The following is a 14274-nucleotide window of genomic DNA, read 5'->3' on the forward strand; positions in this document are numbered from 1 at the left end:
CGGACCCGGAAACCGGCAAGTGTAGGGACGCCGGGTGAACGAACCGCACCGGTGCACGCCGCCACCTCGCCGCGACGACGGCACGTTGTGACGTCGTGGGCCGCGCCGCGGTGATGCTCTACGTTGACGATGATGAGCGCCGACCGAGCCGAGCCGACGGGGCGCCCCGACCGCTCCGGCCGGCAGGTGCTCACCGTCGGCGCGTCCGGTGACGCGGGAGCCGTGTTCGCCGCGCTCTCGGCCGCCTACACCGTGCACGCCGAACCGGCCTCCACGCTGCGGTGGACGTGGCTCGACACCGCCGACTGGCGCCTGCACCGCGCCGGCGTCGCGCTGCGCGAGGAGCGTCGCGGCCGGGGGCGCGACCTCGTCCTGGACCGTCCGGGCCGGCCGGCCGAGGCCGCGTCCTGCCTCGGCATCCGCTGGCCGGCGCGACTCGACCGCGTCTCCCCCTCCCCGGTACGCGACGCGATCGCCCCGACGGTCGGCGTGCGCGCGCTGCTGCCGGTCGCCGAGGTCGAGACCCGCCACGTCCTGCTGCACCTGCGCGACGACGCGGGCAAGACGCGGGTGCGCGTGTCGGTCGACCAGCAGCGGCTGCTCTCGCCCCGACGTGCCGCGCTGCCGCTGCACGTCGTCGTGCGTCCGCTACGCGGGTACGACGGCGACGCGCGGCGCTGCGTCGAGCTGCTCGCCGACGCGATGGGCGCCGAGCCCACCGAGCTGTCCGCCACCGCCGCGGCGCTGGCGGCGGCGGGTCACCTGCCGGACACCGTCCTCGGCGGCGGGATCGACGCGGCGCCGGCCGCCCTGGAGCCGACCGCGCCCGCCGTCCGCGTCGTCGCCGCCGCGCTGCTCGCCGACGTCGCCGTGGTCGACGGCACGCGGGAGGGCGCGATCGCCGATCACGACACCGAGTTCCTGCACGACCTGCGCTCGGCCGTCCGGGCGACCCGGGCGCTGCTGGCCGTGGCGGGTCACCTGCTGCACGGCCGCTCGGCCGTGCGCGTCGAGCGCGATCTCGCCTGGCTCGAGGAGATGACGGCACCGCTGCGGGCGGTGGACATCGCGCTGCTCGGCCTCGCCGAGGGCAGCGGCGACACCGCGATCGACGGCCTGGCGGCCGACGCGATCGAGCCGCTGCGCGAGGAGCTGCGGCGTCGTCGGCAGCGCGAGCTGCGGCGGATGCGCGCCACCTTGCGCGCGTCGCGCGCGCCGGCCGCGTTCACGGCGTGGCGGCGGGACCTCACGACGATGCTCGACGCCGACGTCATCGGTCCGGCCGCGATCGAGGCGGCGACGGCACTGGCCGACGCCGCGTTCGACGCGCTCGCCGGCGCGAGCCCCGCCGTCGGCGAGGGCGGGTCCGACGGCCTCGCGCCCGCGGTCGCCTCGCTGCGCGCCGTCCTCGCCGCGTTCGTGCCGCTGTACCGCTCCCCGGTCGAGCAGCTGCGGCGCGACCTCGACGAGCTGTACGAGACGCTGCGCCGGCGCGAGGGGGTACGCATCACCCACATGCACGTGCACGACGCGGCGCACGCCGGCGCGATGCCGGTCCCGGCCGTGCTCGCGGCCGGGGCGATCGTCGACCGGCTCCGCCGCGAGGAGGCCGCGCTCGACGAACGGGTCCGCGACGCGCACCGCGACGCCGTCCGGCCGCGGTCACGGCGCCGGCTCGCCACGGAGGTGACCTCACGATGAGGGTCGCCGCGGTCTACAACATCAAGGGCGGCGTCGGGAAGACGACGACCGCGGTCAACCTCGCCTACGAGAGCGCGGCCCGGGGACTGCGCACGCTGCTGTGGGATCTCGACGCGCAGGGCGCCGCGACCTACGTGCTGCGCGTCGACGCCCGGGTGAAGGGTGGCGGCAAGCGGGTCGTGCGCGAGACGCGGCCCCTCGTCGACGCCATCAAGGGCAGCGACTACGACCGTCTCGACCTGCTGCCGGCGGACTTCACCTACCGTCACCTCGACCTGCTGCTCGACGAGGCGAAGAAGCCCACCCGCCGCCTGGCGCGACTCCTGGAACCGCTGGCCGACGAGTTCGACCTGGTGGTGCTGGACTGCCCGCCGAGCATGTCCCTGCTGTCGGAGAACGTGCTGCGCGCCGCCGACGTCGTGCTGGTCCCGCTCATCCCCACCACGCTGTCGGTCCGCACCCTGGACCAGTTGACGGAGTTCCTCGCGACCGTCCCCGAACCCCACCCGCGGCTGCTGGGCTTCTTCTCCATGGTCGACACCCGCAAGCGACTGCACCGCGACATCACCACCGAGCTCCCCGGTCGCCGGCCCGACCTCGCGCGGACCACCGTCCCGGCGCTGTCGGTCGTCGAGCAGATGGCACAGCGGCGGCAGCCCGTCGCGGCCTACGCACCGCGCAGCGCGGCGGCCCGGCGCTACCGCGAGCTGTGGGACGAGGCGTTCGGCTGACGCGGTTCCCGGGGGCCAGCTTCGCCTTTGCGAAGTCAGCCGTGTTGGATGGGGGCATGCCGCAGGACACGACGGCGCCGGCCGTCCCCACCTTCGCCCGCGTCAGCGCCGTCGAACGCACCGAGCCGGACCACGTCGGCGCCGCCGACGCGGCGGCGGTCGGGTTCACCGCCGAGCTGCACCCGGACTGGACCATCGGCGGGAAGCCCAACGGCGGGTACCTGCTGGCCATCCTGGGGCGCGCCGCCACGACGGTGGGCACGCACGCCCACGTGCTCGCCGCGAGTGCCCACTACCTGCACTCGCCGGAGCCCGGGCCGGTCCAGGTCACCGTGGAGGTGCTGCGCGCCGGCCGGACGGCCAGCCAGCTGCGGGCCCGCATGGCGCAGGACGGCCGTCCCTGCGTCGAGGCGCTGCTGACCGCGACCGACCTCGTCCCCACCGAGCCGTATTGGGACGCCGCCACCCCCGATCCCGGCACCACCCCGTACGCCGACGCCGTGCGCATCCCGGGCACCAGCCCGACCGGCGTCCGGGTGGCGATCATGGACCAGGTCGAGGTGCGCCTCGACGCCGAGACCCTCGACTTCGCCGCCGGTCGGCCCCGTGGCCACGGCGAGCTGCGCGGCTGGCTCTCGCTGCCCGACGGCGAGGCGTTCGACCCGGTGTCGCTGCTCTACGCCGTCGACGCCTTCCCGCCGGCCACGTTCGACATCGCGCCCAGCGGCTGGGTGCCAACGCTGGAGCTCACCGCCTACGTCCGCGCGCTGCCCGCGCCCGGGCCGCTGCGGGTGCTGCACCGCGCGCACCTGGTCGACGGCCAGCGGGTCGACGAGGCCTGCTGGCTGTGGGACTCCCGCGGCCGCGTCGTAGCCCATGGCGTGCAGCTCGCCGGCATCCGGCTCGGCTGACGCGTCGCACCCCCGCCGGCACCGATCCGGGCACAATGGTCGGCGTGGGAGGTGCCGGTGAGGACTAGCGCGCTGCGGCTCGTCACCGCGGGGCGCGCGTGGTGGGGTCGCAGCCTCGGCGGGCGCGGCCTGAACCGCATCCGGGAGCTCGACCTCGACACCCACGCCCTCGCGCTGTGCGCCCAACAGGTGCTGTGCACCGCCCCCCTCGTCGTCGCGGTCTCCGCGGTGCTGCAGCGCACGACCGGCCAGGGCGTCAGCGTCTACGTGTCGCGCTTCCTCGGGTTGCGCGCCGAGGCCACCGGCGACATCGAGCGGCTGCTCGGTCGCTCGTCGAACTCCATCAGCACCACCGCGCTCGTCGTCGGCATGGTCACCGCCATCGCGCTGTCCACGAGCGTGGCGGCGGTGCAGCAGCGCGGCTTCGAGCTGATCTGGACGCTTCCCCGCGTCACCGGCATCCGCTCGTGGGCCCGGCAACTGGCCTGGACGCCGGCGCTCGTGCTGCTGACCGTGGCCGTGCTCGGCGCCGGCCGGGTGGGCCGGTGGTTCAACGACGCCGTGGTGTACACCGGCCCGGTCGCGGGCTCGGTGCTGCAGGGCGTCACGGTGTTCCTCTTCTACTGGTGGACGCAGTACTGGCTGCTGCGCGGCCGGGTGGAATGGCGCGCCCTGTTGCCGGGCGCCCTCGCCACGGCGTTGCTGACCGTCGCGATGGTGCGCATCTCGCGTCTGCTCATGGACAGCCAGATCTCCTGGCAGGTCCATGCCTACGGCCTGGTCGGTGCCGTCTTCGTGCTGTCGGTCTGGCTGATGGTGCTGAGCGTGGTCATCTTCGCCGGCGTGCTCATCGGGGCGCTGTTCGTGGAGCGGCGCCGCGCCGAGGCCACCGGCCGCAGCGGCGACGTCCTCGGCGAGCATCCCCTCACCGTGCGCGGCATCGTGTCGGCCGAGCGCGGTGAGGGTGTCACCCCGTCGGCGCGGGTCAGGAATTCGCCTTGATGTACTCCTCGGCGTCCTTGTCCTCGTCCGAGACGCCCTCGCCGGCGGGGTGCGCCGCGTAGAACTGCAGCCACTGCATGCCGAGCTCGTGGCGCAGCTCGAGCGTGGAGCTCTTGATGAAGTCCGGCAGGGCCTCGCGCTCCTCCTCGTCGAGGTGCTCGCCGTTCTCCGAGCGCGCCTTGCCCACCGCCTCGTACCACTCGTCGCTGCCGACGTCGTGCTTGCCGGCCTCGCGGACCGCGTCGCGGATCTCGTTGTGGTCGGTGATCGCGTCCTCGGTCTCGTCCTCGGGGTCCCCCTCCTCCGTCTCGCCGCCGTGCTTGAGCAGCGCCGGGTAGAACACGGTCTCCTCGGCCTCGGCGTGGGTGTCCAGCCTTCGCGCGAGCGGTTCCCAGACCGCGGTCAGCTCGGCGACGCCCTTCGCGTCGTCCAGGCGGAAGAACTGCCGGCGCAGCCAGTCGTGGTCGGCGTAGATCAGGTCGATGATGTCGGCCATGGTGGGTCCTCTTCGAAGATCGTCGTTCGGTCGTGGAGACGACTACCCGGCCTGCCCGCGTGACGAACCACCTGACGCGGTGATCCGCCTTTCCGGCTCGGGTAGGTCGGGCCCATGACCGAAGAGCAGGGTCGACGGATCGCCGTCGCGGGTGCCACCGGCTTCGTCGGACGGGCGCTCGTCGCGGCCCTGCTCGAGCAGGGCGACGAGGTGCTCGCGCTCACCCGGCACGCCGAGCGCTACGACGGGCCGGCCGTGCCCGTCAGTGCCGACGTCACCGACGAGGCGGCGACGGTCGGGGCATTGCGCGACTGCGAGCTCGCCTACTACCTCGTCCACTCGCTCGACCACGGCGACTTCGCGCGCCGGGACGCGCTGGCTGCCCGGACGTTCGGGGCCGCGGCGGCGCGCGCCGGAGTGCGCCGCATCGTGTACCTCGGCGGTCTGGGCGACGACGCCGACGCGCTGTCCCCACACCTGCGCAGCCGCCGGGAGGTCGAGACGCTGCTCGCGGCCGGTGGCGTGCCCGTGACGACCCTGCGCGCCGGGATCGTGATCGGCCACGGCGGCGCGTCCTGGGAGATCATCCGCAACGTCGTCGAGAAGGTGCCGGCGCTCGTGGTGCCGCGCTGGGCGCTCACCCGCACCCAGCCCATCGCGCTGTCCGACGCCGTGCGTTACCTCGTCGGCGTGGGCGTGCCGGACGCGCTGGCCTACCCGCAGTCCCGGGTCTACGACATCGGCGGCGCCGACGTGCTGCGCTACGTCGACGTGCTGACCCGCGTCAGCGCGATCGAGGGACGTCCCGCGCTGGTCGTCCCGGTCCCCGTCCCGGCCCGACGACTGGCAACGCTCGTGGCCTCCCAGGCGCTGCCCCTGCTGACCGGCGTCGACAGCCGCACCATCCGCACCCTGCTCGAGTCGATGCGCAACGAGGTGGTCGTGCGCGACGAGCGCATCCGCGACGTCGTCGACATCACGCCGCTGGACTACGACCACGCGGTGCTCGAGGCGCTGGCCGAGCGCGCCCGGCGCAAGCGCGCCCGCTGAGCACGCCCGCTGAGCACGACCGTCGAGCATGCGGCGACCCCGTCGGCGCGAACGCCCCGGCCGATGGGTGGGTCGGCCGGGGCGCCGTGTCGAAACGCGTCCGTTCCGGCAGCGTCGACGCTACGAGCCCCGCCGGGCTCGGACAAGGCGTACCGGCCCGTAACCCGGCCCGTACAGCCGCCCGGCCGGCGTCGCGGCGGTACGGCCCGCGTGGCCGTCCACAGGGTCGCCGCGACCGGCGCCGGGGACGGTTAGCGTGGGGAGGTGGCCTCGCCGGAACCGACCGCCGCCGCGGCCGATCGCGCGGACCCGGCGCGCCGGCTGACCTCGACCGACGTGTTCTGCGCGGTGCTGCTGCTGGCCGTGCTCGCGCGGCTCACGCTGCCGCGGGTGTGGTCGGAACCCGGGGTGCAGGCCTGGACGACCGTCTTCGCCGCGTTGTGCATCCAGGCCGCGCCCTACCTCGTGCTCGGGGTGACGGTCTCCACCCTCATCGCGGTGCTCGTGCCACCGTCCTTCTTCGCCCGGGTGCTGCCGGCCCGCCCCGCGCTCGCGGTGCCCGTGGCCGGCCTCGCCGGGGTCGCGCTCCCCGGCTGCGAGTGCGGGTCGGTGCCGGTGGCGGCCTCGCTCATGCGCCGCGGCGTCGCTGCCGCTCCCGCCGTCGCGTTCCTGCTCGCGGCGCCGGCCATCAACCCCGTGGTGCTCGTCGCCACCTCCGTCGCCTTCCCCGGCCGCCCCGAGATGGTGCTCGGCCGCTTCCTGGCCTCGCTGCTCACCGCGCTCGTCGTCGGCTGGCTGTGGTTGCGGTGGGGGCGTACGCCGCCCCTGCCCGCGCGCTACGCGGCGCCGGCGGGCAGCGGCCGGCTCGAACGCGCGCGGGCGACGGCCGCCCACGACCTCGCGCAGTCACTCGGTCTGCTGACCGTGGGCGCGGCGGCCGCCGCCACGGTGAACGTGGCGCTGCCGTCGTCGTGGCTCGACGGCGTGGCCGGGCACGCCGTGGCCGGGGTGGTCGCGCTCGCGCTGCTCGCCGTGGTCGTCGCGGTGTGCTCCGAGGCCGACGCCTTCGTGGCCTCGTCGTTCGTGCGGTTCTCCCCCACCGCGCAGCTCGCGTTCATGACCGTCGGTCCGGCGGTCGACGTCAAGCTGATCGCGATGCAGGTGGGGACGTTCGGCGCCCGGGTCGCCGTCCGGCTCGCGCCGCTCGCGTTCGCCGTCGCCGTCGGGTCGGCCGTGCTCGTCGGCTGGTGGGTCACGTGAGCACCCGAACACAGGGCTTCGTGCTGCTCCTCTTCGCCACGGCGCTGCTGCGTCTCGGCACGAGCGACGTGCTGCTGCGCTTCGTCAAGGCGAGCGCGCGGCCGTGGGTGCTGCTCGCCGGGGCGGCGGTCCTGCTGCTCGCGCTGTGGTCACTGGTCGTCTCGGCCCGCCCCGACGAGCACCCGACCGACGAGCACCCGACCGACGAGCACCCGACCGACGAGCACCCGACCGACGAGCACGGCCACGGCGCGGTCTCCCGCGCCGCCTGGCTGGTCGTGCTGCCGGTCGTGGCCGTGCTCGTCATCGGGCCGCCCGCACTGGGGCAGTTCACCGCGAACCGGCGGGCCCCCGTCACCGCGACCTCCGCCGACACGGCGTTCGGGCCGCTCCCCCGCGCCGACCCCGTCCGGCTGCGCATGTTCGACTTCGCGCTGCGCGCGGCCAGCGACGGCGGACGCACGCTGGCCGGGCGCCGCGTCGCCCTCACCGGGTTCGTCGCCCGGCGTGCCACGGACGGGTTCGTGCTCGCCCGCTTGGTCATCACCTGCTGCGCGGCCGACGCGTCCCCCGTCACCGTGCGGGTGCGCACCGCCGATCCGATCCCCGCGCGCGGGTCGTGGGTGCGGGTGACGGGCCGCTACGCCGGCCAGGACGCCGCCGCCACGGACGTGCCGCTGCTGATGGCGACGGCCGTCGGCTCGGTCGCCGCCCCGGCCGAGCCGTACGACTGACCCGGCGCCGTCGACAGGCGACGGGCCGGATGACCGGCGACCCGCGGGTCGCCGGTCGATCAGGTGTGGGTGAACGAGCCGTAGGTCGCGGTGGTGTCCCAGATCCGCTGGTAGTCGACGCCCTCGCTGGGGTCGATCGCGGCCACGCTCAGGCCCGGCTTGACGAACACCCCGACGTGGTACACGTCGCCGACGCTGTCGTGGTAGAAGACGAGATCGCCGGCGCGCGCGTGCGAGGCAGGGATCAGCCGGGCGGCCTTGATCTGGTCCTGCGAGACGCGCGGCGTGCGGTAGCCGTACTTGCCGTAGGCCCACATCACGAGCCCGGAGCAGTCGAAGGACTTCGGCCCGGTGGCTCCCCAGACGTAGGGCTTGCCGATCTGCTTCTTCGCCAGCGCGAGCACCTTCGCGTTGGCCGCCGGCGCCGCCGTCGCGGCCGGCGTCCTGGGGCTGCGAGTGTCGACCGACCGGCATCCCAGGTAGGTGTTCGAGCCGAGACCGACGTTGACGACCCACACGCAGGCGATGTGGGTGCCGGTCGAGACCGGCACGCTGACGTCGATGGCGGACGACCGGCCGGCGCCGGCCGGCCGGGTCCCGGCGTAGCGCGTCGTCGCCCGCGTCGCCGCCGGCGCGCCGTCGACGTAGAGGACGGCCAGGCTGCGGCGGCTGACGAGGTCGGGGTCGCTCGCCCAGCCGCGCGCCCGGACCGTCGTCGTCGTGGCCGAGATGGCGGCGAACCTGCCGACCGGGTTGTGCTTCGCCGTCTGCGCGGCGGTGAGGGTCCGCCCGAGCGGGGTGGCCACGCAGCGCTTGACCGTGCGCATGCCCCGACCGACGTTGCCGAGCACTAGGCAGACGGTGTGCTTGCCGGCGGGCGCGGCCACGCTGAGCGAGTACCCGGCGGTCGCGCCGGCGCCGGCGCGCTTCGCCGCCTTCGACGAGGGCAGCGAGGTGGTCACCGTGCCGAGCGACGTCGTGCCGTCGACGTAGGCGGAGACGGGGATGTTGCTGGCCGGCGCGTCGGGGTCCGACCCCCATCCGGTGACGCGCAGCGTGCGGCCCACGGCACGGATCGTCGGCGTCGATCCGATGGGGTCGTGTGCGGTCGGCCCGGCGGCGTGCGCGGCGGGCGCGGCGGCGAGACCGCCGGCGGCCACGATCCCGGTCGCGCACAGGGCTGCGGCGACCGCGGTCGTCGTCGCACGGACGCCGAGACGGCGTCGGACGGTGCTGGTGTTCGAGTGGTGCGAGAGGGCACTGGGGCGCATGCGGATCACTTTCGTCGGGTTTTGTGGTGCTTCGGACCCCCGGCCCGCACCTGATCGATCCCCGTCGAGCAGCGTAATCAAGACCTAAAGTAGAGGTAAAGAATTACGATGCTGTCATTTGCCTACGATCGAGCCATGAGACCGCGCGCGGGCATCGTCGTCACCGGCACCGAGGTCCTCACCGGACGCGTCGCCGACCGGAACGGGCCGTGGCTGGCCGAGCAGCTGCGCACCGCCGGCGTGGACGTCGCCCAGGTGATCGTCGTCGGCGACCGCCCCGACGACCTCCGGCACACCCTCGGCTTCCTGGCCGGGTCGGGAGTGGACCTCGTCGTCACCTCGGGCGGCCTCGGCCCCACCGAGGACGACCTCACCGCCCAGGTCGTCGCCGACTTCCAGGGCCGCCCGGTCGCGGTGGACGAGCAGTGGGCCACCCGCATCGGCGAGATCGTCGCGCGGTTGAGCGCGGGCCGCGGCTGGCGACTGGACCCCGAGGCGACCCGCACCGCCACGCGCGAGCAGGCGGCCGTCCCCGACGGCGCCGGCGTGCTGGCACCGGTCGGCACCGCTCCGGGACTCGTCGTGCCGGTCGCCGCCGGCCGCACCGGGCCGCCGGTCGTGGTGCTGCCCGGCCCGCCGCGCGAGCTGCAGCCGATGTGGCCGGCGGCGCTCGACCACCCCGCCGTGCGAGCCGCGCTCGGCGCGCCGGACGAGCTGCGGCAGCGGACGCTGCGCCTGTGGGGGACGCCGGAGTCCGAGCTCACCGCGGTCCTGCGCGACGAGCACGACCGCCTCGACGGCCTGGAGATCACGACCTGCCTGCGCGACGGCGAGCTCGAGATCGTCGCCCGGTACGCGCCGGCGGCGCAACCGGCGTACGACCGGCTGACCGCGCTCGTCGGCGACCGTTTCGCCGACACGCTCTTCTCCCCCGACGGACGCACGATCGACGAGCTCGTCGCGGACCTGTTGCGCGAGCACGGCCTCACGATCGCGACGGCCGAGTCGTGCACCGCCGGGCTGCTGGCCGGCCGGCTCACCGAGCTGCCCGGCTCGTCCGCGTACGTGCTCGGCGGGCTCGTCGTCTACTCCAACGCCGCCAAGCACGATCTCGCCGGCGTCTCGACCGAGCTCATCGACCGCGTCGGCGCGGTCAGCGCCGAGGTCGCCGAGGCCCTGGCGCGGGGCGCCCGCGAGCGGCTCGGCACCGACGTCGGCGTCGGCGTCACCGGCGTCGCCGGCCCCGGCGGCGGCACCCCCGACAAGCCGGTCGGCCTCGTCCACTTCTGTGTCAGCACGCCGAGCACGACGCTCGCCCGAGCCGTCACCCTGCCGGGCGACCGTGCGGACGTCCGCGCCCGGTCCGTGGTGCTGGCGCTGCACCTGGTGCGAGCGGCGATCACCCCGCAGCCCTGACTCTTCTTGCCGAAACGGCAAGCAGCTTTGCCGCTTCGTCAGGAGGACGGCACCGTGGAGCGCATGACCGAGACCCGCGGCACCGCCGCTGACCCCACCTCCTTCGACGTCGTGGTGATCGGCGGCGGCGCCGCCGGGCTGAGCGGCGCCGTCACCCTCGGCCGCTCGCGCCGGCGCACCCTCCTCGTCGACGCGGGTGCCCAGCGCAACCGGCCCGCCGGGGGGATCCACAACCTCGTCACCCGCGACGGCATGACCCCGGCCGACTTCGTCGCCGCGGGCCGCGCCGAGGTGGAGCGCTACGGCGGCGTCGTGCGCGACGGCACGGTGACCGGCGTCGAGCGGAGCGACGCCGGCTTCCGCGTCACCGTGGACGACGATGCCGCCGCCACCGTGACCGCCCGTCGCCTGCTGGTCACCACCGGCCTGGTCGACGAGCTCCCCGACGTGCCGGGGCTGTCCGAGCGCTGGGGCAGGGACGTCATCCACTGCCCGTACTGCCACGGCTACGAGTTCCGGGACCGGCGGATCGGCGTGCTCTCGACCGGGCCCATGACGGCCCACGCCGCACTGCTGTTCGGTCAGCTCAGCGCCGACGTCGTCGTCCTCGCGCACACCGGGCCGCAGCTCGAGGACGCCGACGCCGCGCGGTTGCGCGCGCTCGGCGTGCGGGTCGTCCCGGGGCGGGTCGAGGGACTGGTCGTCGCCGGCGACCGGCTCTGCGGGGTCCGGCTCACCGACGGCACCGTCGTCGAGCGGGACGCCCTCGCCGTGGCTCCCCGCGCGGTCTCGCGCGCGACGCTGCTGGGCGACCTGGGGCTGACCACGGCCCCGCACCCGCTCGGGGCCGCGCTGGGCGAGCACGTCCCCACCGTCGACCCCACCGGCCGCACCCGGGTCGACGGTGTGTGGGTGGCCGGCAACGTCAGCGACCTGATGGCCCAGGTGGTCACGGCCGCCGGTCAGGGCGTGATGGCGGCCGCGGCGATCAACGCCGATCTCGCGCTCGCCGACGCCGATGCGGCCGCCGCCACCGTGGCGGCAACTACCAGCCATCGGCACTCGGTGTAGCGCCGGAGGTGGCGCAGCGACGGGCTCGGCTCCTAACGTCGTCGGGGTGACCGCGCAGGAACCGACGCCGCTCGTCGGCGACCCACCCCCCGAGGCGCTCGCCGACCAGGCCCGCATCAGTGGCGAGATCGCGGCCGAGCACCGCCGGGCGCAACCCGGGCTGCACCGGCCGCTGCTCGCCTTCGAGCCCTACCGCAGCAGCCGGCTGCGCCACCCGAACGCGCCGGCGCTCGTCGTGGACCCCGAGGGCGTCGAGCTCGTGGCCCCGGTCTTCGGCACCGCGGACGTCGACGCCGACGAGGCCGACCTGACCAGCGGCCACGCGGGCGAGCCGCTGGGCGAGCGCATCGTGCTCACCGGGCGCGTGCTCGACGGCACCGGCCGACCGGTGCGCAACCAGCTCGTCGAGGTGTGGCAGGCCAACTCGGCCGGTCGTTACGCGCACGCCCGCGACCAGCACCCCGCTCCCCTGGACCCGAACTTCACCGGCACCGGTCGCTGCCTCACCGACGACGACGGCACCTACCGGTTCGTGACGATCAAGCCCGGGCCCTACCCCTGGCGCAACCACCGCAACGCGTGGCGCCCCGCGCACGTGCACTTCTCGCTGTTCGGCACCGCGTTCACGTCGCGGCTCGTCACCCAGGTGTACTTCCCGGGCGACCCGCTCTTCCCGCTCGACCCGATCTACCAGTCGATCACCGACCCGGCCGTGCGCGAGCAGCTCGTCGCGAGCTACGACCACGACGTGACGATCCCCGAGACCGCCACGGGCTACCGCTGGGACATCGTCCTCACCGGCAGCCGCCGCACCTGGACCGAGCAGTGACCGGCGCCGACGCCGACCGCCGGCTGCCACCGACCCCCGGCCAGACGGTCGGGCCGTTCTTCGGAATCGCGCTGCCCTACGACGGCGGCCCCGATCTCGTGCCCGCCGATCACCCCGGCGCGATCCGCCTGCACGGCCGGGTGCTGGACGGCGCCGGCGAGGGCGTCCCGGACGCGTTGCTCGAGCTGTGGCAGGCCGGCCCGGACGGCGCCGCGGTGGGCGCGCCCGGTTCGCTGCGGCGCGACGGGCACACCTTCACCGGGTGGGGGCGGGCCGCGACCGACGGGACGGGGCACTACGCGTTCACCACCGTCGTCCCCGGCGCGCTCGACGCGGCCGCCCCGTTCTTCGCCCTGACGGTCTTCGCCCGGGGCCTGCTCGACGCGCTCTTCACCCGCGTCTACCTGCCCGGCGAGGCGGCGGCGACCGACCCGCTGCTCTCGGCCGTCGACCCGGACCGGCGCGCCACGCTCGTGGCCGCCCCCGAACCCGGCGGCTACGTCTTCGACGTCGTGCTGCAGGGGGGCGGCGACCGTCCCGAGACGGTCTTCCTCGACCACCGCCCGCCCCGGTGACGGGGCGCCGCCGCACCGACACGGCGGTGGCCGTGGTCGGCGCCGGCCCGGCCGGGCTCATGCTCTCGCACCTGCTCGCCCGCGAGGGGATCGACAGCGTCGTCGTGGACCACCGCAGCCGCCGCGAGATCGAGCTGACGGCACGGGCGGGGATCCTCGAGGCCGACAGCGTGGCCCTGCTCGTCGACAGCGGCGTGTCCGACCGCGTCCTGCGCGAGGGCAGCGTCCACGAGGGCATCGCGCTGCGCTTCGGCGGGGCCAGCCATCGCATCGACTTCCGCGAGCTCGTCGACGCGACGGTCACGCTGTACCCGCAGACCGACGTGTTCGTCGACCTCGCCGACGCCCGGGAGCGCGACGGCGGCGACGTCCGCTTCGACGTCGCCGACACCGAGGTCGTGGACGTGACCGGTGACCGGCCGGGCGTGCTGTTCACCGATGCCGCCGGGGTCGAGTGCGAGGTCCGGGCCCGCGTCGTGGTGGGTGCCGACGGCTCGCGCAGCACGTGCCGCTCGCTGGTGCCCGAGACGCTGCGTGAGCAGGTGGTGCGCGAGTACCCCTACGCGTGGTTCGGGATCCTGTGCGACGCCCCGCCGAGCGCGCCGGAGCTCGTGTACGCGCGCTCCGAGCGCGGCTTCGCCCTGGTCAGCCAGCGCACGGCCAGCGTGCAGCGGCTCTACTTCGAGTGCGATCCGGACGAGGACGTCGACGCCTGGCCCGACGAACGCATCTGGGCCGAGCTGCAGGCCCGGGTGGCCGGCGACGACGGCTTCGCGCTGCGGGAGGGCCCGGTGACCGACAAGGCCGTCCTGCGCTTCCGCAGCAGCGTCTGCGAGCCGATGCGCTACGGCACCCTGCTGCTCGCCGGCGACGCGGCGCACACCGTCCCGCCGACCGGCGCGAAGGGACTCAACCTCGCCCTCGCCGACGTCCGGGGGCTGGCCGAGGTCGTCGCGGCCGCGCTCGGCGCGGGCGACCTCGACATCCTCGACCGGTACGCGCCCCGCGCGCTGGAACGCGTCTGGCGCGCACAACACTTCTCGTACTGGCTGACCTCGCTGCTGCACCGCACGCCCGGCGGCAGCGAGTTCGACGCCCGGCGCCAGCTGGCCGAGCTGCGCTCGGTCGTCGCCTCCGAGGCGGGACGCCGCTACCTCGCCGAGGGCTACACGGGTCGCTTCGCCGGCCTGTGACCGGACGGCTGCCCGCCCGTCGCGCCCGGATGGC

General features: G+C 75.1%; 14 protein-coding genes. 12 read left to right on the forward strand and 2 right to left on the reverse strand.

Going from position 1 to position 14274, the window contains the following annotated elements; all coding sequences use genetic code 11:
- The first annotated feature begins 132 nt into the window (after nt 1-132).
- From BUE29_RS02325 to BUE29_RS02340, 4 genes are read left to right on the forward strand one after another with little or no spacing between them, the layout of a single operon-like run.
- Nucleotides 133-1701, forward strand: coding sequence for a CHAD domain-containing protein (locus tag BUE29_RS02325; protein WP_143167937.1), 1569 nt, complete (start codon nt 133-135; stop codon nt 1699-1701).
- Nucleotides 1698-2432, forward strand: a complete 735-nt coding sequence (locus BUE29_RS02330; RefSeq protein ID WP_073385382.1) for a ParA family protein — start codon at nt 1698-1700, stop codon at nt 2430-2432. The genes BUE29_RS02325 and BUE29_RS02330 overlap by 4 nt, the downstream gene beginning before the upstream one ends.
- A gap of 56 nt (nt 2433-2488) precedes the next feature.
- A complete protein-coding gene (locus BUE29_RS02335; RefSeq protein ID WP_073385384.1) occupies nt 2489-3343 on the forward strand; it encodes a thioesterase family protein in 855 nt (284 codons plus the stop codon).
- 57 nt (nt 3344-3400) lie between these two features.
- Nucleotides 3401-4345 (forward strand): YhjD/YihY/BrkB family envelope integrity protein, encoded by a 945-nt coding sequence (locus BUE29_RS02340; RefSeq protein ID WP_159440816.1) that lies wholly within the window; start codon nt 3401-3403, stop codon nt 4343-4345.
- Here the strand turns inward: BUE29_RS02340 and BUE29_RS02345 are convergent.
- Nucleotides 4329-4841 carry a hemerythrin domain-containing protein gene (locus BUE29_RS02345; protein WP_073385388.1) on the reverse strand — a complete coding sequence of 171 codons (513 nt, stop codon included), beginning with the start codon at nt 4839-4841 and terminating at the stop codon, nt 4329-4331. The genes BUE29_RS02340 and BUE29_RS02345 overlap by 17 nt on opposite strands.
- Before the next feature lie 114 nt (nt 4842-4955).
- On the opposite strand from BUE29_RS02345, the gene BUE29_RS02350 reads away from it, so the two are divergent.
- The 3 genes from BUE29_RS02350 (at nt 4956) to BUE29_RS02360 (ending at nt 7885) form a co-directional block, all read left to right on the forward strand.
- On the forward strand, nt 4956-5891 hold the full coding sequence (locus BUE29_RS02350) for an NAD(P)H-binding protein (protein WP_073385390.1): 936 nt from the start codon (nt 4956-4958) through the stop codon (nt 5889-5891).
- Nucleotides 5892-6155: 264 nt separating this feature from the next.
- Nucleotides 6156-7151 carry a permease gene (locus BUE29_RS02355; protein WP_073385392.1) on the forward strand — a complete coding sequence of 332 codons (996 nt, stop codon included), beginning with the start codon at nt 6156-6158 and terminating at the stop codon, nt 7149-7151.
- Entirely contained in the window at nt 7148-7885 is a 738-nt protein-coding gene (locus tag BUE29_RS02360; RefSeq protein ID WP_073385394.1) for a TIGR03943 family putative permease subunit, read from the forward strand. The genes BUE29_RS02355 and BUE29_RS02360 overlap by 4 nt, the downstream gene beginning before the upstream one ends.
- 59 nt (nt 7886-7944) lie before the next feature.
- On the opposite strand, the gene BUE29_RS02365 is transcribed toward BUE29_RS02360, so the two are convergent.
- The gene (locus BUE29_RS02365) at nt 7945-9156 is read right to left on the reverse strand and encodes a C40 family peptidase (protein ID WP_143167938.1); all 1212 of its coding nucleotides are present in this window, start codon (nt 9154-9156) and stop codon (nt 7945-7947) included.
- A 135-nt stretch (nt 9157-9291) separates the two neighbouring features.
- Between BUE29_RS02365 and BUE29_RS02370 the strand changes: the two genes are divergently transcribed.
- The 5 genes from BUE29_RS02370 to BUE29_RS02390 all read left to right on the forward strand — a co-directional run bounded on the left by BUE29_RS02370 (nt 9292) and on the right by BUE29_RS02390 (nt 14240).
- A complete protein-coding gene (locus tag BUE29_RS02370; protein ID WP_073385399.1) occupies nt 9292-10572 on the forward strand; it encodes a competence/damage-inducible protein A in 1281 nt (426 codons plus the stop codon).
- Between the two features lie 63 nt (nt 10573-10635).
- Entirely contained in the window at nt 10636-11643 is a 1008-nt protein-coding gene (locus tag BUE29_RS02375; RefSeq protein WP_073385402.1) for an NAD(P)/FAD-dependent oxidoreductase, read from the forward strand.
- Between the two features lie 46 nt (nt 11644-11689).
- Entirely contained in the window at nt 11690-12472 is a 783-nt protein-coding gene (gene pcaH, locus BUE29_RS02380; protein WP_073385405.1) for a protocatechuate 3,4-dioxygenase subunit beta, read from the forward strand.
- Complete coding sequence (pcaG, locus tag BUE29_RS02385; protein WP_234971316.1) at nt 12469-13047, forward strand: protocatechuate 3,4-dioxygenase subunit alpha; 579 nt, start codon at nt 12469-12471, stop codon at nt 13045-13047. Before pcaH ends, pcaG begins: the two co-directional genes overlap by 4 nt.
- Nucleotides 13044-14240: a 4-hydroxybenzoate 3-monooxygenase gene (locus tag BUE29_RS02390; RefSeq protein ID WP_073385408.1), complete on the forward strand. Its 1197-nt coding sequence runs from the start codon at nt 13044-13046 to the stop codon at nt 14238-14240. The genes pcaG and BUE29_RS02390 overlap by 4 nt, the downstream gene beginning before the upstream one ends.
- The last annotated feature ends 34 nt before the right edge of the window (nt 14241-14274 follow it).

The organism is Jatrophihabitans endophyticus, assembly GCF_900129455.1.
Lineage (GTDB): Bacteria > Actinomycetota > Actinomycetes > Mycobacteriales > Jatrophihabitantaceae > Jatrophihabitans > Jatrophihabitans endophyticus.